The organism is Nonomuraea sp. NPDC050680 (assembly GCF_040654555.1).
In the GTDB taxonomy this organism is placed as follows: domain Bacteria; phylum Actinomycetota; class Actinomycetes; order Streptosporangiales; family Streptosporangiaceae; genus Nonomuraea.
In genome coordinates this window covers 102098-127728 of sequence record NZ_JBFAIF010000016.1, presented here as the reverse complement: position 1 = coordinate 127728, position 25631 = coordinate 102098, and the positions used below count along the sequence as shown (strand labels likewise).

General features: G+C 68.1%; 31 protein-coding genes and 1 tRNA gene. 16 read left to right on the top strand and 16 right to left on the bottom strand.

Annotated features, from left to right (window positions below; translation table 11 throughout):
- Positions 1–36 precede the first annotated feature (36 nt).
- Positions 37–126 (bottom strand) — tRNA-Ser (locus AB0H88_RS38155).
- Between the two features lie 51 nt (positions 127–177).
- Between AB0H88_RS38155 and AB0H88_RS38150 the strand changes: the two genes are divergently transcribed.
- Positions 178–507 carry an STAS domain-containing protein gene (locus tag AB0H88_RS38150; RefSeq protein WP_357653296.1) on the top strand — a complete coding sequence of 110 codons (330 nt, stop codon included), beginning with the start codon at positions 178–180 and terminating at the stop codon, positions 505–507.
- On the opposite strand, the gene AB0H88_RS38145 is transcribed toward AB0H88_RS38150, so the two are convergent.
- From AB0H88_RS38145 to AB0H88_RS38120, 6 genes are all read right to left on the bottom strand, one after another.
- Positions 504–1349 (bottom strand): NUDIX domain-containing protein, encoded by an 846-nt coding sequence (locus AB0H88_RS38145; RefSeq protein ID WP_357653294.1) that lies wholly within the window; start codon positions 1347–1349, stop codon positions 504–506. The two genes, AB0H88_RS38150 and AB0H88_RS38145, sit on opposite strands and share 4 nt — an antisense overlap.
- A gap of 36 nt (positions 1350–1385) precedes the next feature.
- Positions 1386–2144, bottom strand: coding sequence for a M15 family metallopeptidase (locus AB0H88_RS38140; protein ID WP_357653292.1), 759 nt, complete (start codon positions 2142–2144; stop codon positions 1386–1388).
- Positions 2145–2209: 65 nt separating this feature from the next.
- Complete coding sequence (locus AB0H88_RS38135) at positions 2210–2695, bottom strand: universal stress protein (protein WP_357653290.1); 486 nt, start codon at positions 2693–2695, stop codon at positions 2210–2212.
- 15 nt (positions 2696–2710) lie between these two features.
- Entirely contained in the window at positions 2711–2950 is a 240-nt protein-coding gene (locus tag AB0H88_RS38130; RefSeq protein ID WP_357653288.1) for a hypothetical protein, read from the bottom strand.
- The gene (locus AB0H88_RS38125; protein WP_357653286.1) at positions 2947–3372 is read right to left on the bottom strand and encodes a hypothetical protein; all 426 of its coding nucleotides are present in this window, start codon (positions 3370–3372) and stop codon (positions 2947–2949) included. Before AB0H88_RS38125 ends, AB0H88_RS38130 begins: the two co-directional genes overlap by 4 nt.
- The gene (locus AB0H88_RS38120) at positions 3369–5174 is read right to left on the bottom strand and encodes an MDR family MFS transporter (RefSeq protein WP_357653284.1); all 1806 of its coding nucleotides are present in this window, start codon (positions 5172–5174) and stop codon (positions 3369–3371) included. Before AB0H88_RS38120 ends, AB0H88_RS38125 begins: the two co-directional genes overlap by 4 nt.
- Positions 5175–5269: 95 nt before the next feature.
- On the opposite strand from AB0H88_RS38120, the gene AB0H88_RS38115 reads away from it, so the two are divergent.
- The 7 genes from AB0H88_RS38115 (at position 5270) to AB0H88_RS38085 (ending at position 11550) form a co-directional block, all read left to right on the top strand.
- On the top strand, positions 5270–5842 hold the full coding sequence (locus AB0H88_RS38115) for a TetR family transcriptional regulator (RefSeq protein WP_357653282.1): 573 nt from the start codon (positions 5270–5272) through the stop codon (positions 5840–5842).
- Positions 5843–5884: 42 nt separating this feature from the next.
- The gene (locus tag AB0H88_RS38110) at positions 5885–6670 is read left to right on the top strand and encodes an SDR family oxidoreductase (RefSeq protein ID WP_357653281.1); all 786 of its coding nucleotides are present in this window, start codon (positions 5885–5887) and stop codon (positions 6668–6670) included.
- 53 nt (positions 6671–6723) lie between these two features.
- Positions 6724–7671 carry a DUF3800 domain-containing protein gene (locus AB0H88_RS38105; protein WP_357653279.1) on the top strand — a complete coding sequence of 316 codons (948 nt, stop codon included), beginning with the start codon at positions 6724–6726 and terminating at the stop codon, positions 7669–7671.
- Between the two features lie 30 nt (positions 7672–7701).
- The gene (locus tag AB0H88_RS38100; protein ID WP_357653277.1) at positions 7702–8148 is read left to right on the top strand and encodes an AraC family transcriptional regulator; all 447 of its coding nucleotides are present in this window, start codon (positions 7702–7704) and stop codon (positions 8146–8148) included.
- A gap of 39 nt (positions 8149–8187) precedes the next feature.
- The gene (locus AB0H88_RS38095; RefSeq protein ID WP_357653275.1) at positions 8188–8616 is read left to right on the top strand and encodes a VOC family protein; all 429 of its coding nucleotides are present in this window, start codon (positions 8188–8190) and stop codon (positions 8614–8616) included.
- Positions 8617–8833: 217 nt separating this feature from the next.
- Complete coding sequence (locus AB0H88_RS38090; protein ID WP_357653273.1) at positions 8834–10507, top strand: hypothetical protein; 1674 nt, start codon at positions 8834–8836, stop codon at positions 10505–10507.
- Positions 10504–11550, top strand: coding sequence for a hypothetical protein (locus AB0H88_RS38085; RefSeq protein WP_357653271.1), 1047 nt, complete (start codon positions 10504–10506; stop codon positions 11548–11550). Before AB0H88_RS38090 ends, AB0H88_RS38085 begins: the two co-directional genes overlap by 4 nt.
- Positions 11551–11602: 52 nt before the next feature.
- Here the strand turns inward: AB0H88_RS38085 and AB0H88_RS38080 are convergent, their stop codons facing one another.
- From AB0H88_RS38080 to AB0H88_RS38060, 5 genes are all read right to left on the bottom strand, one after another.
- The gene (locus AB0H88_RS38080) at positions 11603–12202 is read right to left on the bottom strand and encodes an ATP/GTP-binding protein (protein ID WP_357653269.1); all 600 of its coding nucleotides are present in this window, start codon (positions 12200–12202) and stop codon (positions 11603–11605) included.
- Positions 12183–12584, bottom strand: a complete 402-nt coding sequence (locus AB0H88_RS38075; RefSeq protein ID WP_357653267.1) for a DUF742 domain-containing protein — start codon at positions 12582–12584, stop codon at positions 12183–12185. Before AB0H88_RS38075 ends, AB0H88_RS38080 begins: the two co-directional genes overlap by 20 nt.
- Positions 12581–13012: a roadblock/LC7 domain-containing protein gene (locus AB0H88_RS38070; RefSeq protein ID WP_357653265.1), complete on the bottom strand. Its 432-nt coding sequence runs from the start codon at positions 13010–13012 to the stop codon at positions 12581–12583. Before AB0H88_RS38070 ends, AB0H88_RS38075 begins: the two co-directional genes overlap by 4 nt.
- Positions 13009–15387, bottom strand: a complete 2379-nt coding sequence (locus AB0H88_RS38065) for a nitrate- and nitrite sensing domain-containing protein (protein ID WP_357653263.1) — start codon at positions 15385–15387, stop codon at positions 13009–13011. Before AB0H88_RS38065 ends, AB0H88_RS38070 begins: the two co-directional genes overlap by 4 nt.
- A 286-nt stretch (positions 15388–15673) precedes the next feature.
- A complete protein-coding gene (locus AB0H88_RS38060) occupies positions 15674–17140 on the bottom strand; it encodes a hypothetical protein (RefSeq protein WP_357653261.1) in 1467 nt (488 codons plus the stop codon).
- Positions 17141–17199: 59 nt separating this feature from the next.
- Here AB0H88_RS38060 and AB0H88_RS38055 point away from each other — a divergent pair, with 59 nt between their 5' ends.
- Positions 17200–17784, top strand: a complete 585-nt coding sequence (locus AB0H88_RS38055; RefSeq protein WP_357653259.1) for a hypothetical protein — start codon at positions 17200–17202, stop codon at positions 17782–17784.
- A 292-nt stretch (positions 17785–18076) separates the two neighbouring features.
- Positions 18077–18559, top strand: a complete 483-nt coding sequence (locus AB0H88_RS38050) for a Pycsar system effector family protein (RefSeq protein ID WP_357653258.1) — start codon at positions 18077–18079, stop codon at positions 18557–18559.
- Here AB0H88_RS38050 and AB0H88_RS38045 read toward each other — a convergent pair.
- The 4 genes from AB0H88_RS38045 to AB0H88_RS38030 all read right to left on the bottom strand — a co-directional run bounded on the left by AB0H88_RS38045 (position 18556) and on the right by AB0H88_RS38030 (position 20864).
- Positions 18556–19080: a hypothetical protein gene (locus tag AB0H88_RS38045; protein WP_357653256.1), complete on the bottom strand. Its 525-nt coding sequence runs from the start codon at positions 19078–19080 to the stop codon at positions 18556–18558. The two genes, AB0H88_RS38050 and AB0H88_RS38045, sit on opposite strands and share 4 nt — an antisense overlap.
- Positions 19077–19250: a hypothetical protein gene (locus AB0H88_RS38040; protein WP_357653254.1), complete on the bottom strand. Its 174-nt coding sequence runs from the start codon at positions 19248–19250 to the stop codon at positions 19077–19079. Before AB0H88_RS38040 ends, AB0H88_RS38045 begins: the two co-directional genes overlap by 4 nt.
- A 199-nt stretch (positions 19251–19449) precedes the next feature.
- Positions 19450–20316 (bottom strand): hypothetical protein, encoded by an 867-nt coding sequence (locus AB0H88_RS38035; protein ID WP_357653252.1) that lies wholly within the window; start codon positions 20314–20316, stop codon positions 19450–19452.
- Positions 20313–20864 carry an RNA polymerase sigma factor gene (locus tag AB0H88_RS38030; protein WP_357653250.1) on the bottom strand — a complete coding sequence of 184 codons (552 nt, stop codon included), beginning with the start codon at positions 20862–20864 and terminating at the stop codon, positions 20313–20315. Before AB0H88_RS38030 ends, AB0H88_RS38035 begins: the two co-directional genes overlap by 4 nt.
- A 260-nt stretch (positions 20865–21124) precedes the next feature.
- Here AB0H88_RS38030 and AB0H88_RS38025 point away from each other — a divergent pair, with 260 nt between their 5' ends.
- The 6 genes from AB0H88_RS38025 (at position 21125) to AB0H88_RS38000 (ending at position 25453) form a co-directional block, all read left to right on the top strand.
- Complete coding sequence (locus tag AB0H88_RS38025; RefSeq protein WP_357653248.1) at positions 21125–22507, top strand: hypothetical protein; 1383 nt, start codon at positions 21125–21127, stop codon at positions 22505–22507.
- Positions 22504–23109 (top strand): TetR family transcriptional regulator, encoded by a 606-nt coding sequence (locus AB0H88_RS38020; RefSeq protein WP_357653246.1) that lies wholly within the window; start codon positions 22504–22506, stop codon positions 23107–23109. Before AB0H88_RS38025 ends, AB0H88_RS38020 begins: the two co-directional genes overlap by 4 nt.
- A 134-nt stretch (positions 23110–23243) precedes the next feature.
- Positions 23244–23546: an antibiotic biosynthesis monooxygenase family protein gene (locus AB0H88_RS38015; RefSeq protein ID WP_357653244.1), complete on the top strand. Its 303-nt coding sequence runs from the start codon at positions 23244–23246 to the stop codon at positions 23544–23546.
- 66 nt (positions 23547–23612) lie between these two features.
- Positions 23613–24365, top strand: coding sequence for an AraC family transcriptional regulator (locus AB0H88_RS38010; protein ID WP_357653241.1), 753 nt, complete (start codon positions 23613–23615; stop codon positions 24363–24365).
- A gap of 177 nt (positions 24366–24542) precedes the next feature.
- Positions 24543–24872, top strand: a complete 330-nt coding sequence (locus AB0H88_RS38005; protein WP_357653239.1) for a hypothetical protein — start codon at positions 24543–24545, stop codon at positions 24870–24872.
- 194 nt (positions 24873–25066) lie between these two features.
- Positions 25067–25453: a hypothetical protein gene (locus AB0H88_RS38000; protein ID WP_357653237.1), complete on the top strand. Its 387-nt coding sequence runs from the start codon at positions 25067–25069 to the stop codon at positions 25451–25453.
- Positions 25454–25631: the final 178 nt, after the last annotated feature.

Here is a 25631-nt window from a genome sequence, read left to right as displayed (position 1 = left end):
CAAATCCCCGTAACTACCCGGCCTTGCCGTGAAGTATGGCGGAGGGTGTGGGATTCGAACCCACGAGGCCATCGCTGACCTGGCCGCTTTCAAGGCGGCTGCACTCGTCCACTATGCGAACCCTCCAGTGCGCACACCACGATAGCGGCTGTGGTGACGGCGGTGTACGTTCGGGAGGTGGCGGATCTCAGCATTGAGGTGGACCGGGCCGAGGGCAGCGCGAGCGTGCGCCTTGACGGTGACCTCGACAAGCTGACCGCGCCCCGGCTCAAGAAGATCCTCGGCGAGCTGATCGCCGCCGGTCATGTCTCGATCGTCATCGACACGGCCGCGCTGGCGTTCTGCGACTCCAGCGGCTTGTGGGTGCTGGTCGAGCACCAGCGCGAGGTTGGCGAGCGCGGCGGGTCATTTGGCCTTACGGGCGTGCAGGGGGTGCTGCGCCGGGTGCTCGACGTGACCGGCCTGAGGGCCGTCTTCGACAGCGTCCAGTTATCGGCGGCGTCCTAGTCGTCCAGTTGTGACAGCAGCCACTTGGGGCCCACGGTCCTGGCTCCCAGCTCGCTGACGCGCTCCTTGAGCCCTCTGTCCGCCGTCACCACGACCACCCGCTCCCACGGCCGCGCCCGCCGTACGACGTCCACGATCGCGTCGTCTCCGCTGTCCGTCGCCGCCACCACCTCGATGCCGGGCACGTCCGGCGCCTTCTTCGCGGCGCCCTCCACGACCGCCACGATCCGTGGGTACCACTGCGCGAGCACCTGATGCCGCAGCCGCAGCGTCGCCACCTCGGTCAGCAGCCGCGTCGCCGCACCGAGCCGGTCCTTCCACCAGCCGTGCTCGGCTCGGGCGCCGACGATGTTGGCGACGTCGAGCACCAGCGTCTCGGGGGTGAGCTCCGGCTGGATCTTGTCCCACGACTCGGCGAAGCCGGGGTGCAGCTTCCTGCCCGGGACCTCGGGCAGCGGCACCCAGCGCAGCTCGGTGCTCTCGCTGTTGGCGGGCGCCGCCGCAAGCAGCTCGGCCGACTCGGCGATCACGGTCTCGAACGCCCACCCGCCGTGATCGTCCAGGTAGACACCCTGTACGCGCAGGCCGTCGCCGACTACGGCCGCCTCTTCGTGCGCCTCGCGCAGCGCGGTCGCCACGGCGTCCTCGTGACTGTCGCGCGCGCCTCCCGGCAGCCCCCACGTGCCGCCGTGGTGGCTCCACCATGAGCGCTTCTGCATGAGCACGTACGGAACGCCGCGCTCGTCATGGTGTACGGCCAGGAGCCCCGAAGCCCCGTGCAGCCCCCAGTGCCGGTGCCCCCGGGCGCACTGGGTCCAACCGTCGCCGTCCTTAGCCGCCATGACCTGATTCTGTCAGCCCGATGCCCGTACCGGCTGTCACCGGCCGTTGCGGCTGAAGTGCTGGTAGTCCCTGGTGCCCGACCACTCGCCGCCCCAGCCCCAGCCCACCGAGGCGAAGGCCCGGACCACCCGGTCGCCGGAGTTGATCACGCCTTCGCCCTTCGCGGGGCGCTTGGCGAACTTCTTGGCGTTCGGGTGGGCGGTGCTGCCGCTCGCGGTGACGTAGGGGTTCTCGCGCGGGTTGAGGTCGATCGCCTCGCCGAAGGCATGGTTGGACCAGTTGCTGGACCCGGTGGCCGCGCGGCAGTTGAAGGCCGAGGTGTTGTCGGCGTCGATGGAGTCGTAGTCGTCGCCCTTGTAGACGTCCACGAGCCGCATCTGCTTGATCGGGTAGCGCATGGCGTACAGCTTCCCGAAGACCTTGACGACGTCGTCGGTGACCGTCTTGCGCACGACCAGCTCGCCGGTGTGCGGCTTGTCGTCGAAGCCCCAGTAGGTCATCGTGATCAGGCGCAGGTCCTGGTAGGAGACCGGGCAGCCGGGCTTCCACGAGTAGGGCAGCCGGCTGCGCGAGACCTTGGTGACCTTGGCACTGAACCTGGGCGGCTCCGCGGGCTTGGGCGAGGCGGTCTTCGCCGTCGGGGTGCGCGTCGCGGGCACGGGCGGCTGGGTCTGCGCCCGGGCGGCCTGAGCGTCGGCCGGGGGCTGCTGGGGTTGCGCCTGTGAGGCGACCGGCGCCTGCCCGCCGCACGAAACTGACGCGAACACCACAAAGGCAGCGGCAGTACGTTTCATGCGGCCACCCTACGCGACGTCCTACGAGGTCAAGGCGTCCTACGAGGTCAAGGCGTCCTACCAGGTCAGGGCACGATCAGCACAGTACGGCGAGCCCGCTTGGCCAGCCCCACGGCCACCGAGCCGCCGAAGGTGTGCCACGGGGAGCGGGACCGGCCCACCACGATGGCGTCGGCCATGCAGGAGGCGGCGAGCGTCTCCAGCTCCCGCGCGGTGTCCCCCCGCACCGAGACGAACCGCCACGGAACCCCGACCCCGCTCAGCTCCGTCCGCAGATCCTCGGTCAGGTCCCCGGCCGAGTCGGGGATGATCGGCGCGCCCGCGAAGAACCACAAGGTGGCACTGGTGAGCGTCTCCACGAACGCGATGAGCAGCGCGGCGTTGTCCCGCCGGGCGAGCCCGGCCGCGTACGCGAGCGCGTTGCGGCTCGGGCCCGATCCGTCGAAGCCGACCACCAGCAGCCCGGTGCCGTCCTTGCCGATCTCGAACTGCCCGCTGGGGAGCTTGCCTAGCAGGGGCTCCCACCGGTCGTCTGTGCTCTCGCCGAACACGGCATGCCTCGCACGTCAGCTGTCGGCGACGTGCTTGCCGCGGCCGGCGAGCTCGCGCAGCGCGTCGGCCGCGTAGATGACGAGGGCGACGAACGAGAGGCCGGCCAGCGCGCCGCCGACCCACAGGTCGTTGACCGTCGCGTCGGCGTAGAGCGCGCCCCTGGGCTGGTAGCCCACCGCGAACGGCGCCGCGATCAGCCACACGCCGGCGAGGAACAGCAGAATGAGGGCGGACACGCCCAGTTTGGCCTTCATCGGTTGTCCTCCACTCCCACCAGGGCGGTCTTGCCGTTCTGGCGGTGCTCGCCGCCGCCGCGTCCGGCGGTGTTCAGGTCCTCACGCAGCGCCTCGACGAGCGGGGCGAGCAGGCTCGCCAGCTCGGCGGACGACGCCTGCGGCGCGGCCACCACCGGCTCGGGCTCCGGCTCGGCCTGCTTCTGCCGTACGGCCACCAGGCCGCGCACCACGAGCTCCTCGTAGATGGCGGCGGCGAAGGCGGCCACGCCGATGAGCCCGACGACGGCGACGCCCAGGCCGGTGAAGAACTCGGATGTGGTCGGGTCGGTCCAGTCGGTGTTCTCCGGCTGGGTGCCGAGGGCGAACGGGGCGATCATCAGCCAGAGCCCGGCCATGAGGGCCAGGGCGGCGGCGACGGCGCCCACGAACTTGCGAATCATGATGACACTCCTCCTGTGACGAGGTCTTTCCGCGGCGGCGCGGCCTGCGCGATCAGCGCGCGCGAGGTGGGACGCAGCACGCTCTGCGCGACCGATCTGGCGCGCTCCCGTTCTGTACGGTCATCGGGCGGCGCCATCCTGGCGACCGCGGACAGCAGCGCGGACGACTGGTCGGTGGCCCGCTCGATCCGCTGGGCGATGAGCTCCAGCAGCAGCCCGGCCAGGACCAGGTCGTCCTTGCTGAGCGGCCTGGGCTCCGGCGCGGGCGCCGCGCCGCCTCTGAGCGGCAGCTCCTTGAGGAAGAGCGTCGCCACGAAGCCGAGCAGCGCGATCGGCACGCCGACGATGAAGACGGTCTCCAGGCCGCGGGTGAAGGCCTCGAGCACGATGTGCTTGATCGGCTCGGGCAGTGCCTGGATGGAGCTGGGGCTGCCCAGCTTGGGCGAGGAGCCGCCGGGCAGCGTGATGTGCGCGGCCCGCAGCATGTCGGCCATCTCGCTCTTGAGGCGGTTGGTGAGGATCGCGCCGAACGCGGCCACGCCCACGGCGCCGCCGAGTGAGCGGAAGAAGGAGACGCCCGTCGTGGTGGAGGCCATGTCACGCAGCTCGGAACCGTTCTGCGCGGCCAGGATGAGCATCTGCATCGACAGGCCGAGCCCGATGCCCAGCACGCCCACGTCGAACCCGATGAGCCACTGACTCGACTCCACGTGCAGCCGCGACAGCAGGAACAGTCCCACGGCCACGATCAGCAGGCCCGCCACCGGGAAGATCTTCCACCGGCCGGTCTGAGTGACGATCTTCCCGGAGATCACACCGGCCAGGAACAACGCCACCACCATGGGCAGCGTCATCAGCCCCGACTCGGTGGGGCTCAGCCCCTTGACGATCTGCAGATACTGCGGCAGGTAGATCATCGCGCCGAACATCGCCATGCCGACGAACAGCGAGGCGATGCTGGTCAGCACGAACGTCGGGTTCCTGAACAGCCTGGGCGGCAGAATCGGATTCCGGGCCGTACGCTCGGACAGCACCGCCAGGGCCAGCATGAGCAGGCTGAAAGCCCCCAGGGCGTACGTCCAGAAGGAGTTCCACTCGAACTCCGTGCCACCCAGCGTCAGCAGCAGCATCAATCCGCTCGCGCTGGCCGTGATGGTGGTGGCGCCCCAGATGTCGATGGAGGTGTTGCGCCGGACCTTGGGCAGCTTCAGCACCCGCTGGATCACCGCGAACGCGATCACCGCGAACGGGACGACCACGTAGAAGCACCACCGCCAGCCGAGCCAGTCGGTGTCCACGATGAACCCGCCGAGCAGCGGCCCCGCGACCGTGGAGATGCCGAAGACGGCCCCCATGTACCCCGAGTAGCGGCCGCGCTCCCTCGGCGCCACGATGTCGCCGAGGATCACCTGAGCGAGGGCCGACAGACCGCCCACACCCAGGCCCTGAATGGCGCGCGCCGCGATGAGCTGCCCGATGTTCTGCGACAGACCGGCCACGAGCGACGCCGCGACGAACAGTCCCAAGGCGCTCTGGAACAGCAGCTTCCGGCCCCAGAGGTCGGACAGCTTGCCCCACAACGGCGTGGAGACCGTCATCGTCAGCATGGTCGCCGACGCCACCCACGAATACTGGTCCTGGCCGCCGAGTTCCCCCACGATCGTCGGCAGTGCCGTGCCAACCACCGAGGTCGAGATCATCGAGGTGAGCATGGCGAGCATGAGCCCGGACATGACCTCGAGGATTTCGCGGTGGGTGTAATGCCGCCTCGCGGGGGCCGCGGCCTGTGTCTGGGCTACCAAGACACCACATCCCCTTCTTACCGTTTTCTCCTCGGCGAGTATACGTCCGTTTACTAGCCGCGCGGCAAGTGGGGTCTCCTGAGTAGAGTTCGGGCATGGAAGCGCAGGTGACTGACGCCCGGCCGCGAGATCGCGCGGCCACCCGCCAGCGGCTGCTGGAGGCGGCGCGCATGCTGTTCGGCGAATACGGCTATGAGCAGGTGACGGTCCGCATGATCGCCTCGGCGGCGGACGCCAACATCGCCCTGGTGGGCCGCTACTTCGGCTCCAAGTCGGGCCTGTTCGGCGAGGTGCTGGCGGGCGAGCCGACGGTCCGCGCCGTGGTCGAGGGCGACCGGGCGGGCCTGCCCAGACGACTGGCCGAGTACGCCGCCGGACGCATGAGCCACGACCCGGAGACCCCAATCCTGCGCTCGCTCGAACGGTCGGCGGGCGATCCCGAGATCCAGGCCCTTGTACGCGAGCGCCTGCACACCGCCGTACTGGAGCCCATCGCGGCGCTCCTGGGCGGCCCGGACGCGCACACGCGGGCCCGGATGGCGACGGCGGTCTTCCTGGGCATCGGCTCGGTCCGCCGCCTCATCGGCCCCGAGACGCCGTCACCCGCCGACGTCGACCGGCTCACGGCGGTGTTCGAACTCTGCCTGGGTCTGGAGACCCGCCCCTAGCACGTATTGAAACAGGTTTCACTTCGCCCGTAGGGTCATGACATGATCCTGGACCGCTTCCGCGTCACCGGCCACGCCGCGATCGTCACCGGCGCGGGCCGGGGCATCGGCGCGGCGACCGCGATCGCCCTCGCTCAGGCGGGCGCGGACGTCGCGATCTCCGCCCGTACGGCGGAGCAGCTGCGCGCCGTCGCAGCTCAGATCGAGGAGGCGGGCAGACGGGCACTGATCGTGCCCGCCGACCTGAGCGTGCCGGGCGCCATGGAGGCGCTCGCGGAGCAGGCCGCCGACGCCTTCGGCCGCCTGGACGCGATCGTCAACAATGTGGGCGGGGCGATGCCCCGCGCCTTCCTCGACACCACGCGGAAACACCTTGAGAACGCGTTCCAGTTCAATGTCGGACTCGCGCACGAGCTGACGCGGGCGGCCGTACCGCACCTGCTGGAGACCGGTGGCTCGGTGGTGAACATCTCCTCCGCCGTCGGCCGGACGGCGGGCCGGGGCTATCTGGCGTACGGCAGCGCCAAGGCGGCGCTCACGCACTACACGCGGCTGGCCGCGCGCGACCTGGCGCCCAAGGTGCGGGTCAACGCGGTAGCCGTCGGCGCGGTCGCCACCTCCGCCCTCGACATCGTCATGACCGACGAGAACCTGCGTACCCAGATGGAGCAGGCCACCCCCTTGAAGCGGATCGGCGAGCCGGAGGACGTGGCGGCCACGGTGCTCTACCTGGTCTCGCCGGCCGGGCGCTATCTGACCGGAAAGGTGCTGGAGGTCGACGGCGGCATCGACCAGCCCAACCTCGACCTCGGGCTACCCGACCTCTGAACCTGGTCCGAAATCCCGTTGAAGGCGCAATGGGCGATTTGAGAGACTTGACCGTGGCACAACCCTTCGAAATCGCCTGTGACGAGTCCGGCTCAGAAGGGGAGAAGCTCATTGGCGGAAATACCGCCGTATTCGCCCACGCGAGCGTACGACTGGACGTCGAGTCGGCGGCGGACTGCATCCAGCAAGTACGGAGCAGAGCCCCCTCTCCCACCACGGAGTACAAGTCGGACGTCATCCGCCGTAAGAAACACCTGAACGCCCTCAAGTGGCTGCTCGGCCCATCGGCGCCGCTCCTCGGCAACGCCCACGTCTATCTCATCGACAAGACCTTCTTCGCGATAAGCAGACTCGTCGATCTGCTTCCAGAACACGACCGTCAGGTGATGGCCGACACCCTCTACCGAGAGGGCGGGCAGACGTTCGGCCCCGACAAGTGGCACGCCTTCCTGGATTCCTTCAACGACCTGATGCGCACCAAGAACGGCCGGGGTCCGGTCGCTTCCGCCGACTCGGTCTTCACCATGGTCGACACCTTTCGCCGCACCGCCCCAGGAAGCCGGGCCGGCGAAATAATGAACCTGCTCTGGGGGTCCCGATCCCACCTGGACTCTTTCCGAGCGCAGCTGAACCCGTTGTTCCCGGCCATCATTCAGGCCGCCCTCTACTGGGGCGACGCCGGAAAGCCCGTGTCAGTCGTGCACGACCGGCAAACCCTCCTGACGCAAGCGCGTATCGACGAGCTGAAGGAGACGCGTTCCGCGAAAGGCCGATTGGCCGGCCTGCGACTCGTCGACTCACGCTTGGACCCCCGAGTCCAGGTGGCCGACCTTCTCGCCGGTGCGGCGCGGATGATCGCGGAGGACGAGCTCACCCACCAAGGCGACGCCGAACTCACCGCATTGCTACGACCGTACGTGGACGCGTTCTCCATCTGGGGCGACGAGCGAAGCTGGTCCCTGCTCGCACCGATCGCCGCCACTCCGCCGGCCCGCACGTGATCGTGTCCTCCGTCACGTAGCCTCGTGAGCGTGGCAGGCACGATGACCCGAACCGTGACCGTGGAGCTGCTTCCTCACCTTCGCCGGGCGCACGACCATATCGACCGTCACTACCATGCGGCGCTGGATCTCGACCAGCTGGCGGCCGTCGCCGGGGTGTCCAAGTTCCACTTCGTCCGCAGCTTCGAGGCGGCGTACGGCGAGACACCGATTCGCTACCTAACCCGACGCCGCATCGAGCGCGCACAGGACCTGCTGCGCGGCGCGAACCTCACCGTCACTGAGGTCTGCATGACGGTGGGCTTCGCCAGCCTCGGTTCGTTCTCGTCCCGCTTCACGCAGCTGGTGGGCGAAAGCCCCACGGCCTACCGTGATCGGTGGGCCGTTCGCGGCGGCCCGCATGTCCCCGGGTGTTACCTGTTCATGCGCGGGGTGTTCGACCCCAGTGAGACGGCGGGACCAGATGGCGCAATCTGAGAGAAGCTCGTGCCGCCGGACGCCGCGTACCGTGCTCACATGATTACCAACATCTCCCTGGTCACCGTCTACTGCCTCGACCAGGACAAGACACGAGACTTCTACGTCGAACACCTGGGCTTCAAGGCCCAAGCCGACGTCTCCATGGGCGAGGGGTTTCGCTGGGTCACCATCATCCACCCCAATCAGCCCGAGCTCCAGGTCACCTTGATGACTCCCGGGCCGCCGCTCGATGCCGACGCCGCCGACTTCATCCGGCGACAGCTGGAAAAGGGCCAACTGGGCGGCCTTGGCCTGCGGGTCGATGACTGCCGCAAGACCTATCAGGAGCTGAGCGCCAAGGGCGTGACCTTCCTGCAGGAGCCGTCCGACCGGCCGTACGGCGTCGAAGCCGTCATGCGCGACAACACGGGCAACTGGCTGGTCCTCGTCGAGCCCAAGGAGTTCGCCCCCAAGAACTTCTCCTGATCGATGGCCACACGGCCGCCGTGACCGGCTTCCAGGGCGGCGCTGACCGCAGCGGAGTCGCCCGGCCGAAGCGGGCCACGTCGACGACGGCCTTCGCGGAGCTATTTCGCGGCAAGGATCACGCGATGGTGCGGCAAAGGCCGGGCCGCCTGGTTTTCAGATCTGGCAGGGTCGACGCGGCCATGCTGATCAGACGACGAGAACGGGCGGAGACGGCATGAACCTTGTTGCGGAGGACGAGCAGTTCGATCGCCTGCTGATCGCTGCGAAAGCTTATTGGGGACATCGCCCTCCTCGGGATGACAGCGGGCCGCTGGTCGTTGCAGAGGCGTTCCATGAGGACATCAGGGTCATCGTGCGCAACCTTCTGGTGGCGAACGCTATCTGCGATCTGTTGTCGGCCCGGCTGGTCGTGCTCACCGGCACGGACCCGGGCTGGCGCGAGACGCTTTGGCAGGAGTTCGACATTCAGCGGGTCCGGCGGCTGGCCGAGGCGTTCGGTGCCGCCGAGGTGCTCGACGTGCACGGTCTCGTGGATCGCCGGCTGGCCGACCGAGGTGACAGCCCTGTGGAGGCGAGCGACTCCGAGACTCTGGCTGCCGTGGAGAAGGCGACGCTGATCCGGCTGGGCAGAATGCCGCGGCTGCCGGACAGCGAAGAGCCTTGGCATCAGTCGCGGCGCGACCGTACCCGGGCCTTCTCCGCCGTCTACGACCGGTTGTTCGCGGAGCGGTCGCCCGCCGCGCTGGTCACCAGCCATGTCGACTACGACCAGTGGGGGCTGGCGGTCGACACGGCCATGCGCCGGGAGATCCCGGTCGTGCACGTACAGAGCACCGGGGCCCTGAAGGCGTACGCGCTCTTCCCGGAGCGGCGCAGGGGGCTCGCCACCTTCCGGGAGGAGCTGACCTGCCAGATCGGCGAGTTCTTCGAGAACTACGTCTGGCCGCACCGGGACCTCATCAAGCCGAACGCGGAGCTCGTGGCCTGGCGAGCGAAGGTCAACCTGGGCCGGCCGAGCTGGTGGCGGGCCGGCAACGTGAGCGATTTCGAAGTGCGCACCGAGACGGAACGCCGCCAGCTCCGCCAGCACGCCTGCGAACGTCTCGGGATCGACCCGGACCGGCCGGTCTTCACCGTCTTCCACCACGCCGTCTCCGACGCCGTCGGCGCCAACAGGGAGCTGTTCGACGATCTGGCCCGCTGGTTCGAGGAGACCGCGGATTTCGCCGCCACGAACGACCGCGTGAGCTGGCTCTTCCTGGATCATCCGAGCCAGTTCCGGTATGACACGACCGGCCATTTCGCGGCGGTGGCTGCCCGCCATTCAGCGCATGACCACATGGCCTTCATGCCCAGCCTGGCGCTGTCGAAGAACGCGCTGTGGAGCATGACCGACGTGGGGGTTACCGTGCGCGGGAGCGTCTCCAACGAGTTGCCCGCCTTCGGTATCCCCGTCATCCAGGCCGGTTGGTCCGAGTGGAGCGAATGCGGACTGTCGCACGTCGCCCGTACGCGGGACGACTATTGGCGGCTGCTCGGCGAGGCCGTCGCCAAGCACGCGAAGGGGGAGTCCATCTTGGGGAACGAGCAGCGGGAGCGGGCCCGGCTGTGGCTGTGGCTCTACCGCAGCGGGGCCGACGTACCCTCGCCGGTGGTGCCGCACTGGGAGGTCGGGCAGGGCAACGAGTACCTGCACACGCTCGTCGCCGGTCTGCGGCACGTGGAGCGCGACGGCGATCCGCTCCACTGCGCGGTACGCAGGATGTGGGAGCGGCGCGACCCGTTGCTGTGCCGGTTCGACTTCCGGGATCCCGACGGGCTCACCACGGCCCTGACCGCTTCGAGGAGCGATGCTGCGGCGCTGACGGCTTCGGGGAGCGCGTCATGAGCGACTTGCTGACCGCCGGCACGGGCACCGACTTCGACCGGCTCGCCATCCCCGCCGAGGCGCCGATCGGGATCATCAGCGGTCACGACGCGGCGCTGCAGGTGACCGACCAGGTGCATCGTGGCGTACAGATCGTGGGCCGGTTCGAGCGCTCGGGACTGGCCGGATTCAAGGTGGCCGCCGCGGGCCGCCGGCTGCGGGTGACGGTCTCGCTGTCGGTGGACGCCGCCTCGGTACGCGGTTGGCACGGGGGGGAGCCGGAGCAGCCGGCGGAGGCCGGCAAGGGCATGCCGCGGCTCATCCAGATTCGCTCCCAGGGGCGGTTGCGCCAATGCGTGCTGCTGAAGGGCGGCGGCCACCTCAAGAAGAGCGTGGCCGTCTTCGACCTGCTGCCCGAGGAGATGCCGGACGACGGTCTGATCTGCATCGAGGCGCTGGACATCATGGAGGGGCGCGGCATTTCCGGCGTACTCCGCGAAAGCGTGGCGGGATCCGTCATGCACGATGGCGTGGCCGGGCTGCGCATCGACAGCGTGGACTTCATCGTGAGTCCGGCTGGGGAGCAGGTCACGGCCGCCGCCGAGCAGACGCGAGATGGCGTGCGCAGCGAGACCTCGTCCCTGATCAGCTGCGGTGGCTTCGCCGGCCGCCAGGGCACCCGCTCTCTCCGCTCCGGCCTGTTCATCGTCAACCCCGTACCCCCGGGCGTCTTTGGCTCGGGGGGCGAGCTGACCATTCGCCTCAGCGGCCGGGCGGGCGGCACCGCCGGCCGGCGACTACGCGCACTGATCCGGAAGGCCCGGCCCGGGGGCAACGGCTGGGCGCTCAAAGCGGCCGCGCCGACCGTACGACAGATCGTGAGCGTTCAGGACGGCGACCTGGCGGCGCCGATCCAGTCCACGAGCGGCGCCATCACCGAGCTCCGGCTCCCGGCGCCCACGAACGCACCGATCCTCGTCGTCGTCACGGCCCAGAACGGTGCCGTGCCCAGCCTGCTGTCCACGACCTGGACGCCGGACCGGCCCGGTCAGGCCACGAGGTGACCGGGCCGGCCACGGGCGGGGTGGCCGGTCAGGCCACGGGCGGGGTGACCGGTCAGGCCACGGGGTGAGTCGCCGCGCGGGACTGGGTGGCCATCAGGTGCTCGACGAGCGCCAGTAGTACGTCGCGGCCCGCCGTCCGGTCGCGGGCGTCACAGAGCACCAGCGGCACCTGCGGATCGAGGTCGAGGGCCTTGCGGATCTCCTCCTGCGTCCGGTCCTTGACACCGTGGAAGCAGTTGACGCCGACGATGAAGGGGATGCCGCGGCTCTCGAAGAAGTCGATCGAGGCGAAGCTCACCTCCAGCCGGCGGGTGTCGACCAGGACGACGGCGCCCATCGCGCCGTTGACGAGGTCGTTCCACATGAACCAGAAGCGTTCCTGCCCAGGCGTGCCGAACAGGTAGAGCACGATGTCGCGGTTGATGGTGATGCGTCCGAAGTCCAGGGCGACGGTCGTGGTGGTCTTGCCGCCCACTCCTTCCAGATCGTCCACGCCGACGCTGGCATGGGTCAGGTACTCCTCGGTACGCAGGGGGGCGACCTCGCTCACCGCGCCGACCAGGGTCGTCTTGCCGACGCCGAAACCACCGGCGATAAGGATCTTCACTGCCAGGGGAGCGGTGTCCTTCTGGTCAGAGATTGCGTAGCCCATCCCGCACCGCCTCAAGGATTGTCATACCGGGCAGGCCGCCCGCCTGCGCGAAGGCCAGTGGCGGCCGGGCCCGCAGCTGACCGGCCTCGATCAGGTCGCCGATGAGGATCTTGGTCACTGACACCGGGAGGTTCAGCGCGGAGGCGACTTCGGCCACCGCCAGGGGGCGCGTGCACAGAGCGAGGATGGTGCGGTGCTCCGGCTGCATTCTCCGCATGCCGTGCCCGCTCTCCGAAGAGGCCGCGTCGGACAGCGCCGTCACCAGGGTGATCAGCGTAAGGTCGTCCCGCTCGGGGGTGGTTCGTCCGCCGGTGATTGTATAGGGACGGACAAGGGGCTCATCGGCGGCATCGTCGTCGAAGCTCTCCGTCCAATGCCTCATCCGTGTCTCCCCGCGTCATCGGTTTCCGGGGCGCGCGTGTCGGTGCCCAGTTTCTGGCCGACCTGCTGGACCAGGGTGTGCATCGCGACGCTCATCAGCTCCGCGTCGACCTCCTGGGAGGCGACCACGGCCAGATGGGTGCCGCGGCCCGCCGCTGTGACGAACAGCCACAGGTCGGCCATCTCGATGATGACCTGGTGGACCGGGCCGCCGCTGAAGAGCTGTCCGACACCGCGGGCCAGGCTCTGCTGGCCGGTGGCGATCGCGGCGAGGCGTTCGGCGTCCGAGCGCTCGATGGTCCGGGAGCGGCTGACCACCAGGCCGTCGTCGGACAGCACGATGGCGTGCCGCGTGCCCGCGACCTGACTGACCAGGCCGTCCAGGAGCCAGTCCAGGTCTGCGTCGGTGGCGGTGGTTCGCTGCGTCATCTTCGGTCTTCCGTCGTAGGGGAGCCGGGCTCGGGGGATCCGTCCGGCCGGGGCTGGAAGGCGTCATCACCGGTCCGGCGCCGGCGAGACTGCCTCTGGAACGCACCGATCGTGGCACTGGATCGGCTGGGCTGCTCGCGTACTGCCCAGGTTTCCTGGTCGGTATCTTCATCCCTGTCCGCCGGGGCCTTCAACTCGGTGACCAGATTGGCCTGGCGCACCCGCTGGGGCAGCGGCGGACGCTCGGCGGACGGGGGCGCCTCGTCTCGATCCGGTGCTGTGACGTAGGCCATCGCGCGTCCCCTGGAGCGGGTCGGCAACGGTGCGTCGTCCTCCTGGGGCGGGACTTCCTGGGGACGGGGCCGCGGCGCGGGGGGAGCCTCCTTGGGGAGCGCGGTCGGCCCGGGCATCGGGCGGGGGCGATCCACCACGAGCGGTTCCGGGAGCAGGACGATGACCCGGGTGCCGCCGAAGGCGGACGGCCGCAGCTCCACCTGGAGTCCTAGGCTCATGGCGAGCCGAGCGACCACGTACAGGCCGAGACGCACATCGTCGGCGTGGGTCATCACGTCGAGCTGCGGCGGCGACTTCAGCAGGGCGTTGGCGGCGGCGTACTGCGCGGGTTCCATGCCCAGGCCGCGGTCCTCGATCTCCACGGCGAGACCCCGGCTGACCAGCGCGGCCCGCACTTCGACAGGGGTCATCGGCTTGGAGAAGGCGGTGGCGTTCTCCATCAGCTCCGCCAGGACGTGGACCAGCGGCCCCACCGCCCGCTCGGCCACCCAGGGATCGCCCTCGACCTCGATCGAGATCCGCCGGTAGTCCTGGACCTCGCCCTGGGCGGCGCGCAGGACGTCGAGCAGGCGTACCGGCTTGCGCCAGCGGCGCTGCGGCTGGCCGCCGCCGAGGATCACCAGGTTCTCCTCGTAGCGGCGCAGCCGGGCGGTGAGGTGGTCGAGGTCGAACAGGCCCTCCAGCACCTCGGGGTCCTCGTGCTTGCGTTCCAGCTCGTCCAGTTTCTTCAGCTGAAGGCCGATGAGGATCTGGGTACGGCGGGCGATGCGCTGGAGCATGCGCTGGAAGCCACGGTGCTGTTCGGCCTGGCGTACGGCGGTGTAGACCGCGCTGCGGCTGGCCAGGTTGAGGGCATGCCCGAGCTCGCCGAGCTCGTCGGGGGTGGGCTCGACCATGTGCACTTCCGCGTCCACGTCGACCTCCTCGCCGCGCTCCAGCCGGGCGACCACGTCGGGCAGCCGCTCCTGGAGCTCCTGGGCCTCCTCGCGGAGATGGAGGATGCGCCGGCGCAGGATGCTGGTGAGGCGCCAGCTGGTGAAGATGACCAGGCCCAAGGCGAGCACGCCCACGGCGCTGACGCTGAGGAAGATGATGAAGAGGGTGCCGGCGTGGGTGTAGCCGATCGTGGCGACGTTCTTGAGCCGGACTTGCAGGAGTTGCACCAGCTGCGGGGTGATCGCGTCCACCGAGGAGCGCCACGACGCGCTGACCTCGCGGAGCGCCACCTGGCTGCTCTCGCCGGTCCCGGAGGTGACCAGCCGCTCCTCCAGCGCGACCATGGTCTGCCACGCCTTGCCGGCTGTCAGCTTTCCGTACTGGCTCTCGTTCTCCAGGAGACTGGGGGCCACCCGGGACTGCAGGAGGTGCTCCTTGGTGCCGATGGCGTCGGCGATCAGGTCGTGCTCCTCCGCCGTCAGGCGCCCCTTCTCCCAGCCACGGGCCAGAATGGCGTCTTCGCGGCCGAGCATGTCGAGGACCCAGAAGAGGTCGACCAGCGTCTGCGCCTTGGTGTTCACCTCGCCGTGCTCGGTGTGGCTGAGGACGGTCAGCAGGCCGAGGTCCGACTCAAGGACGCCGGTGTAGTAGTCGAACGCCTTCTGCTCGCTGGACCACCCGGCGTCCACCGCCCGGCGCTGCTGGTCGAGGAGGTCGAGCCCCCGTTCGATGCGGGCGACGGCCGGGGTGATCCCCTCCTGTCCATGGCTGGTGTCCAGGGTCACCAGCGGACGGAAGGCCTTCACCGCCTGGTCGGTCAGCACGCGCTGCTTGGCCAGCTTGTCGCGGGCGGCGCCCCGCGGGTCGGCCTGCGCCTCCGCGGTGAGCAGCCGCTCCTGCCCAAGATTGAAGAACAGGTTGGCCGCGGGCCTACCGGCGGTGGTGGTGGCCAGATCCATCTGGGCCTTCTCCGACTGCCATTGCGTGAACAGCTGGTACATCCCCGAAGCCAGCACCGGCGCAAAGGTGATGCTCGGTACGAAGACCACAATGATCAGTACGGTACGCAGGGGCAGTCGGCGGGCACCGGCCAGTCGCCGCGGCCGGCCGCTGGTCGACTCCGGTGACCCGTCCCCATCGCCCACGGTTCCCGTCCGTCGCCGCCCGACCCTGCCCAAACCAGCCACGTGCGGGCACTCTCCTTGCCGATCGGTGCGTCCTTCGCAAAAATCGCCAAAGTAGGCGATTAGTGGCCTGATAGTAGCCATAGGGCAGTTGGCGTCGAAAGCCCCCTACTTCGCGGGGCCGTGCCACAAGAAGTGCAAGATCCACGGCCATCGGCCGACCTGTACGTCAGTCGTCTCTTGATGGGCGTCAACGACCGGACGTTCGGCCTAGGGTCGTCGGGCCCGCGATTCGTCTGCTGTTTCGTCAGTGCCCTGTCTGCTTTATCTGCTTTGTCTGTTTTGTTAGTGGGGAGAGGCCGGCGATGACCGCGGCGAGAACGGGCAGTCCGAGGACCAGCGCGATGATCGCCGACCACGGGGTGTCGAAGGCCACCCGGCGCATCGGCTCCCAGTCGGCCGAGGCGGTCATCGGCCACACCAGCAGCAGACCGATGGCGCATCCGGCGGCCGCGCCCATCACGGTGCCGCAGACCGCGCCGAATCCCGCACGGCACGCGGCGAACAACCGTAGGGCTGCGGCCGAGCCGCCACTGACCCGCAGCCGTACGCGTCTCGACCGGGAACGGGTGGCGGCCCTGCCCGTCGCGGCCCATGCGCCGCCAAGGGCGACGAAGACCGCCACCGCGACGAAGGGCCGCCAGCCGGTTGAAGGCTGGAAACCCCGCTCCACGTAGGCGGCTCCCGTCTCACCCAACCGGTGATCGAGCCGCTCCTGCTCGAGCGCCGAGGTTTGATGGAGGGAGGGATCGACGATCAGTTCATCCGGTTCCAGACGAAAACCGAGATCTTGGACGACCTTCGCCGGGAGGAAGGTCCCATACACGCGAGGATCGGCTGATCTGGCGGCGATCGCCGGAATGACCTTGCTCAATAGCTCGTCGTCGTCCTCGGAGCGGTCGTAGTAGATCGTCACCGTGTCGGCTTCTACGCCGTCGGCCGTGACGACTACGGCCGTGCCCTCGTCGTAGGGCGTCGCCGGGTCTCCGGTGAGATAGCGGAGGAGTGCTCGGTCACCGATGAAACCGGCCCGAGCGACGCTTTCCGGGTCCGGCAGGTTCCCGTTCTCGATCTCCAGGCTGAAGTGCCTGTCCTCGCGCTGACGATTGTTCTGAACGATCGGTACTCCGGGCAACTCACGCTGGATGGCCGCACATGCGGTTGCCGTCCAGTCGCCTGCCAGGTACACATCCACGAGCAGGGCACCGGGACGGGCTCGGGGATAATATGCCGCCCTGGCCTGTGCCGTTGTGGCGCCCGCGATGATCATGAGAGCGATCGCGATGGCCGTCGCAATCACCGTTACCGCGAGCGCGGGAGCCGTACGAGCACCATCATCGGCCACCTCGCGAGCCGCCACCCGAAACGGCGGCGGCAGCCGAACAGTGTGCCGCCCGAGGAAATTCAGCAACCATGAGGTGAGCGGGCCCAAACCGAGGATGAGCAATGCCCCGCCCATGATGGCTGCCAGGACAATCAGGGCTAATGCGTCGTCATAGTGCTGGTCCTCGTGCGTGGACCATGCGGCGAGCGCCATCATCACGATACCGATCAGCGACAGAGCCGATCCCCAGACCAGGTAAGGCCGAGCCACGCGGGTGTGGCGGCCGCTCGGGGCTGATTGCGCCGCGAGCACCGCGGAGCCGCACACAAGCGCCGCGATAATGGCCAGCATCACGACCACCGCAATAGCGGTGAGGATCACCTCGCTCACGGATGACCTGCATAAACCCGATACTGCAATGGAATGACTCCCCGTACCATGTTGAGATCATGGCAGGTTTGGGGTGGTTTGAGGCGGCCCGATCGCTGGAAGGCGAGCATTTAGTCTTTGCCGAGACGCTCCGTGCACGAGCAGCGCACTGGACGGAACATCACGACACCTGGCTCGGGACATGGAACGGCGACGGTCGGCTGGTTGCCGGGCTTGATATCGACGACGAGGGCGCGAACCGGACTCTGCTCTCTGTTGGCGTCCACCTGCGAGGCAACACACTGCAGGCCGACGAGCTGCACAATCAGCTCAGCATTCTTCCTGAGATACCGACGAGCCTCGCCATGACGACGACGGGGCCGATCGAGGTCATAGCCAACCGGGCCGCCGACTGGTTCGAATCAGTCCTGCAACGTCCTGTCGACCGCTGGGAGTGGACCAATCGCGGGCAGGTCTACGCCTACGAGTACGTTTTCGCCGACACCGCCGAAGGATTCTCCCAGATGTTCAACAAGGAGCTGGCTCCTTGGGGTCTGAGATGGCGGCTTGCCCGAAGGGGGTACGTCTCGCCAAAGGGATGGGTTGAGGTTCGAGGAATCGGAGAACCGGACCGGGCCATTCATATTCGCGGCATTTGCTCATAGTTTTGCTTTTAGCCGGGTCTCGGTCTGCGTGCAGGACGACCCCCGAGGTGGAAGGCCATCCTCAAGCAGGCCAGCGCGCGACACGTCCGGGTGCACCGGTTCCTGTCCTGGGCGCACGCCTACAGTCGAAGGTAGTCGAACTCACACCCGCCTACGTCTCAAGCGTCGACTGCCTCGCTGGTCAGCCCCATCGGCACACGATCCCGACGGAAAGGACCCGCCCACCATGAACCACGAACCGGCTACATCCGGCGGCCACTCCGGAGAGGACAGTGGTGCGCAGCATGCGTCCATGTCCCCGTTCCTCAGGGATCGGCTCGACGCCGCCACCACCGCGGCCCGCGCCGAGCTGATCAGCGCCAGCGAGAAGAGAGCCGGCCTCCTGCTGTCCTGGGCGGGCGTCGCGTACGGCGTGATGGTCACCCTCATCCTCACCGGTCCGGCCCAATTCCCGGGAGTCGGGCGCTTCGGCGTCATCCTCGCGCTGATCCTGCTGTCCGCGGCGGTCCTGCTGATCCTGATCACCATCCGCCCACCGTCGCCCCAACAGGGCGGGCAGAGAATTCTCATCTACGCCGAGGAGCCCACGCCCGAAGCCTTGATCGAGCGGATGAACGCCGAGACCAGGGACTACGAGCTGTTCCTGGCCACCGATGCCCTGCGGATCGCGCGGATCGCGCGCACCAAACACCGCAATCTGCGCTGGGCCGTCAACCTGATCGTCACCGGCATCATGGTCATGACGATCATGGTCTTCCTGGAGCGCCTGCTCTAACAAGGACCAGGATCGTCGCCTCGATCACGGCCGAGCACCGCGGCGATCGGCAGGGCCGCCGCCAGGCCGCTGACCAGCACTGCGGCAAGGGCCCCCAGAATGGCCTGCTCGTCGCCGAAGGCGATCCCGATGGCGGCCAGCGGAGGTCCCACGTTGCGCACGGCAGCGATGCCTCCCATGGTGGTCCGGCGCGCGAGCGGTCCGGTGGCCAGCAGCGTACCGACGGCGAACGCGAGGACGGACAGGACGAACCCGGCGAGCAGCGTACGTGAGCCGAGCAGCGCGACGACGTCACGCCAACTGCCCAGAAGCATGCCCGCTAGGACCATCATGAACGTCACATTCGACACCCTGTCGGCGACCGGATGCCACGACAGTGCCGTAGGCCGCGCGTAGTGGCGTACCACCAGCCCTACGGCGAACGGCACGAGCTGCAGAATGGCCACGGTCCGCACCAGCGCGCCGACATCTAGGGAGATTCCTCCGCCGACCTTGGCCGCGGTGAGAATGGCGGTGCTCATCGGGCCGAAGGTAAGGCGGCCACGGCGGCCAGCAGCGCCAGCAGGAGCAGCGGGAGGTCGGTGACGACGCTACGCAGCGCCGGCAGCGTGGTCGCCAGACCGGCGGCGAACATGGTGACCGCGATGAAGATCACGGCGACTGCGTTGAACGCCAGCTGCAACGCGTTCATGAAGCCTCCAGCCCAGCGGCGAATGCGTCCGGGCTGCGCCTGGCAAAGCTGTCTGACTAGGGAATTGTCCCACAGCGCGAACCACGACCCTGGTCCAGCTCACGGTCGATGCGGCTCACGGAGAAGCATCGGCTGAAGCGGATGGGCAGCGGCCAAGGCCCTTCCACAAGAGATGGAAGGGCCTTCGACGTGCGGTGCATCACAGATTGGGGCAGCCCTCGGCCTTTCTCACGTTCTCCACATGGTCGGCCGGCATCGGTGCGGAGAAGGCGAAGATCGTGGCTTTACCGGGCATGTCGAGGTAGCCGCCCTGGACGTACCAGGAGTCGGGGACCGAGGAGGTCTCCTCGCCGCCCGACCCGCGTCGAGGATCGGCCACGTAAAAGCCCCGGATGGCGATGCCACGCTCCTTGAGCAGCGCTCGGACCTCGGCCACGGTCTTGTTGAGGTGAGGGACACAGTGCAGAGGTTCGCCGAGAGCGGAGATGGAGGTGCCCGACTGGAAGCTCTCGCCCGGCCTGGCCTCGCGCCCCAGACTGATGTACGCCGATCCGGCGTAGCCCACGGGAATTTTCAGTCCGATCGGGCAGCCGCCCACCTTGTCACACGGCCCAGGCCGATCGATCGTCTTGATCTGGTCGACGACCTCTTGGCCGTCAGTGGCCAGGATGCGGCCGACGAGCCCGGGGGTGGCCGGGATGACCCGGAGTGAGACGTCCAGGCCGACGGCCCTGAGCTGCGCCTCGTAGTTCTCCGGATCGGCGTAGACGTCCTTCACCTGGACAACGTAGTAACCGTCCTCCTGCTTGATGTCCAGCGCGGCCACCGGCCGCGGGCCGAAGCCGGGTAGCCCCGTCGTCCAGCCCAGGACGGTCACCGTGGCAACGATCACCGGCGCCGCGGGCAGCGCGATCCGCCAGCTCAACCTGCGGCGGCGGACGGGTGCGGGGGCGGCCGCGGGCTCGGTGTCCATGATCGCGTTCATCAGTTCCCGTGCGCCGGGCACCAGACCTGGGCCCGGATCGGGAGCGATCGCTGAGACGATGCGGTGAAGATCGTTCGTCATGTGCACTCCTTGGCGAGGGAGACGGCGCGGGTGCCGTACCTGGTGAGATCAAGCTCGGTGGCGGCCAGCTCGGCGGCCAGCCTTTTGCGGGCGCGGTGCAGGCGGATGCGTACGGCGCCGCGGGAGCACCCCAGTACCTTCGCGATCTCGGCGTTGCTGAGCCCCTCCCAGCCGACCAGTGACAGAAGTTCCCTGTCGTCGCCCGACAGCCGTAAGAATGCCTCGCGGGCCTCGTCGTGCGGCTGGTCGATAACGGATTCAGCCCAGAGAATCAGGTTCTCGCGAAGGCGCACGGCCAGCGCGTTCCGCCGGGTCTCCGCGCGATGGTGATTGGCGAGAACGCGTCTGGCCACGCCGTACAACCACAGCCGGGCCTCATCGCCCGCGGGCACGTCGGCGAGCCGCCGCCAGGCGGTCAGGAAAACTTCGGCGATCACGTCCGCGATCTCGTCCGGCGAGGAGGCGCGGCGGGTCACGTAGCTGGAAACGGCTTGGTAGTGAGCCAGGTAGATCTCTTCGAAACGTTGCCTGGCTTCGGGGGGTCCCACAGAGCAGTTCCTTCCGACAGTTAGTGTCATCTGTGGAAATGTCCGGACCTGGCAGAGCGTTTCAGGCGCTGGTCCGTGGACCCTGACCCCGAGTAGACGCTGCATGCGCTCTTGACCCGCACCACATAGCGCTCGGCGCGCAGCTGGGCGTCACTTGGGAGCGATCGGCGACAGCATGGACTCGACCTCCCCATGGCTCTCTGGGCAGTAAAATCTGTCACAGGACTAACATTTGACATTCATGTGACAGAATATCCGGCATGAAGGAGAGCGTTCCACGGCTGCTGCAAGACGCACGCCGCACCAGAAGGCACCACGAGTGGGCGACAGTCCAGCGACGGCGGCTCGCCGAGATCGTCGAGTACGCCCGCACCCGCTCGCCCTACTACCGGGATCTCTACAGCGGCCTGCCTCCCCGCGCCGACGACTCCGCGACGCTGCCCGTCACCGAGCTGCCGGTCACCGACAAGAAGGCGCTGATGGCGCACTACGACCAATGGGCCACCGACCGCGAAGTAACGCTGGCACGGGCGCGCGCTTTCGCCGCAGATCCGCAACTGGCAGGTGGACGGTTCCTCGACCGATACCTGCTGGTCACCACCTCAGGCACCACAGGAAACCCCGCGATCTTCGTCAAGGACGATCGGGACATCGCCGTCAACTACGCCCTCAGCATGCGGATGATGGGCTCCTGGCTGGACCTCGCCGATATCACCCGGATCCTGGCAGGCGGCGGACGGATGGCCATCGTGGCCGCGACAAACGGCCACTTCCTGGTCTCGGCCGGCGCCGCCCGCATGCGCGCACACCGGCTACAGCGCAAGGCCATCCGCCTCTTCTCCGTCCACACACCTCTCGATGCCCTGGTCGAGGCGCTCAACCAGTTCCGCCCGGCCCTCCTGCTCGGGTACGGCAGCGTCCTCAACATGCTCGCCGCCGAGCAAGAGTCGGGACGGCTGCGCATCGCGCCGGTAGTGGTCGAACCCGCCGGCGAGACGCTGACCAGCGGTGACTACCAGCGGATGGCCCGCGCCTTCGAAGCCAAGGTACGCGACACCTACGGCGCCAGCGAGTGTCCCTTCCTCACCGAGGGCTGCGCGTACGGCTGGTATCACGTCAACAGCGACTGGGCCCTGGTCGAACCGGTCGAAGCCGACTACTCCCCGACCCCGCCGGGCAGGCGATCCCACACCGTTCTGGTGACCAATCTGGCCAACCGCGTACAGCCGATCCTGCGTTACGACCTCGGCGACAGTGTCTTGCAACGGCCTGACCCGTGTCCCTGCGGCAACCCCCTGCCGGCCATACAGGTACAGGGACGCGTGGCCAACGTGCTCACGTTCGCCACCGGGCGGGGCGAGGTCGTCATCGCGCCGCTGATGCTCAACACGCTGGTGGACCGTACGCCTGGCGTACAGCTGTACCAGATCGTCCAAACCAGCCCGGCGACCCTGCGCATACGGATGCGGCCCTCGCCCGGGGCGGACTCGGAAACAGTGTGGCGGGCGGTGCGTGACGGGATCAGCGGCCTGCTCGCCGACCACAAGCTGGACCATGTCATCCTGGAACGCGCTGAGGAGCCGCCGCAGCAATCCCCCGGCGGAAAGTATCGGGCGGTGATTCCGCTGAAGGATTTCGCATGATGTCAGATTCCGAGCAGCCCGGACTGCGGGAGCGCAAGAAGGCCGGCACTCGCGCCGCCATTCAGCGGCACGCGCTGCGCCTGTTCCGTGAGCAGGGTTACGACGCCACCAGCGTCGAGCAGATCGCCCAAGCGGCCGATGTCTCGCACCGGACGGTGTTCCGCTACTTCCCGACCAAGGAAGCGCTGGTCACCCTCGATGACTACGACACCCTCATCGCCGAGGCGTGCGCGGCCCAGCCGCCGGAACTCGGCCCGGTGACGGCGCTGCGCAACGCCTTCCGGGCCGTGTTCACCGACCTGACCGACGCGGACGTCACCGCGAAGCGGGAGCGCCAGGCGCTGGTGCTCAGCGTCCCCTCACTGTGGGCGGCCAGCCTCGCCAACATCACCAGGACCAAGCAGACGCTCACCGAACTGGTCGCAGCCAGGCTCGATCGTCCGCAACACGACGACCGAGTGCGGGCCGTCGCAGGCGCGGTGTTCGGCATTTTGCTGTCGGTCTGGCTGGACTGGGCCAAGGACCCGAAACTGGACGCCCCGGCGGTGCTGGACAGCGCGCTCGCCCATCTGGAGAGCTCTCGGACTCCTGACAATCGGTGAGATCAGGGCCTGAATTGGGCGTGTCCGTTAGAAGCGTGAACGCGTCCGGCTCGCGGAAGCCGACCGGGCCGGCTCGGTGTGAGGATCAGGACATCCGCTCGCGGCAGTCGCCGCCCCTGATACAGGAGGTCCTCGTGTTCATTGCCATTCTCGACTTCGACACCGCCGCTGCTGACCGTACGGCTGCCCTGGCCCAGCTCGACAGCGTACGCGACGAGGTGCGCGCGATGCCGGGTAACGTTGCCTACCGGGTGTACGCCTCCCGGGAGAACGAGACCCGGGTGACCGTGATCCACGAGTGGGACGACGAGGAGTCGTTCGCCGGCTACCAGAAGTCGGACTCCTTCGCGCGCTCCGGCCAGGTGATTCGCCCGATGATGGACGGGTCGCCGGTGAGCCGTCGCTTCCGCGCGGAGCTGGTGGAGACCGTCGCCTGACCGGCGTCATGGCGGCTCCCTACGATTGGATCATGCGAGGCGGTGGATGACCCGGGGAGGCTGTGGATGACCCGGAAGGCGTACAGCTTCGTTCGTACCTTCCCGCGAGAGCCCGCCCGCGCGCTCAAAACGGACCGCCACTACCTGCTCTGCGCCTCGACGGGTGCCCTCCGGCTCGAGGCGCAGGGCCAGGCGTGGCTTCTACCGCCGGCGCGGGCCGCCCTGATCGAGGCGGGCCAGGCGATCCAGGTGAGCATCCCGCAGCCGGTCACGACCGCGTCGGTGCTGTTCGACACCGGATTCACCGCGACCCCGCCGGCGCCGTTGACCGTATTCGACCTCAGCCCTCTGGCGCGCGCCTTGGTGACCGAGTGCGGCACCTGGGGCGAGAGCGACGAACCTCTCACGCCGTACGCCGAGACGCTTTTCACCGCACTCGCCGCAGTGAGCTGGCGGCTCGCCGAGCGGCCGAGCCCGGTCGTCGTACCGGTGGGGCGGTCACCGGAACTACGCCGAGCCCTGCGGCTGACCGAACAGCGACTCGGCGGCGAGATCCGCTTCGAGGACGTGGCGGATGAGGTGGGCCTGGCGCCACGATCGCTGGCCCGGCGCTTCGAGGACGAGACCGGCATGACGTGGCGGGCAGTCCTGCGCCGGATGCGGGTGCTACGCGCGATCGAAGAACTGGCTGCGGGTGATACGCCGATCACCGACATTGCCTTCACGGTCGGCTACACCTCACTGTCGGCGTTCAACGCCGCGTTCCGACAGCTGACCGCCCGCACACCCACGGAGTACCGAGCCAGCTTCCGACCTTGACCGGGGCAGGCTCGCGCCTCGTACGCGCGAAGAGGACGCGCGAGCTCGAACGCCCGGACCGCCGCAGACAGTGCGCGGCCGAAGCGCGCCCTTGATCTACAATGACAATTCGACAAATGCCCAATCGGGTGAGCTGCTCACGCCCTCGCACCCAGTTGATCGGGAAGGCCTCGCCAGATGACCTGGAACGCATGGATGGGTGTGCTTCACTGGGCAGCGTTCGGCATCGGTTGCGCACTCGGGGCGTTCAGTTTACTGGCACTGAACACTAACTTGATGAATGCGCGATGGCAGCGTCACCCGGGTGGAATCAGAGCGGGCCGCCTGATGGCCAAGGCCGGCTGCTTGATGGCGGCGTTGCTGATTGCCATGACGAGCACTTCTCTATTCGACTTTCCTCACTGGCTGGGGCTGGCTCTGATCGCGCTTCAGCTGGTATGCCTCGGCGGCTATGTATGGCTGATGTTGGTGGCGCACAGGATCAGACCGGAGAAGGCGTCTCGATGACGCACGCCGGAGGTCGTTGACGCGCGCAGGATGCCCCAGATGATAGGGGCGGCGCTCAGGTCGTGGCCGACGGTCTACAACCTGCGTAGGCTCATCGCGTCACGGTCAGAACGGAGGGCGTAGTGACTGGGCTATTCAGGTCTCGTAGGTCATCGTGCCGGTGCCGGTCACAGTGGCCTGTTCTTGTGACAGAGATGAACGGCTATGTCATGCCGTGCTTGCCGGCCGAGCACGGCAGCCTGTTGACCTCCTTAGGCGGTCTATCGGCCCAATGTGGTGAGTGTGGCGCCACGTATCCGGGCAACTTCGTCATCGACCCGGAAGCAGCTGCCCCGTTCGAGTGGGCGCGTGAGCCTAAGAACACCGTGTGTTCATGCGAGCCGCGGTGGCCGCAACTCATGGTCATGCTGCGCGGACAGTGGTACCTCGGCCACCCAGGCTCGCATGGAGCGGTGGTCGTTGACGGTGCGGCAGAGGAAGCCGCATGCCGTCGTTGTGGTGCTTACTTTCTCGGCGAGATGGTGGTCGACCTCGATGACACGTCACACCTTGTAGATCCGGACGAGACATATCCGGCGTAACCCTTCCAGGTTTGAGATCATGCAGGTCAGCCACCCGCAGGTCCGCGCCGTCACCGCGCCAGGCCAAACCTGAACGCCTGTACCTATTGACGGGAGTTATACCAACACTCCAGTTCGGCGGTGGCCTCGATTTCGGGGTGAGCTCCGGGGTAGGCGTACGGCCCAACCGGTAGATCCC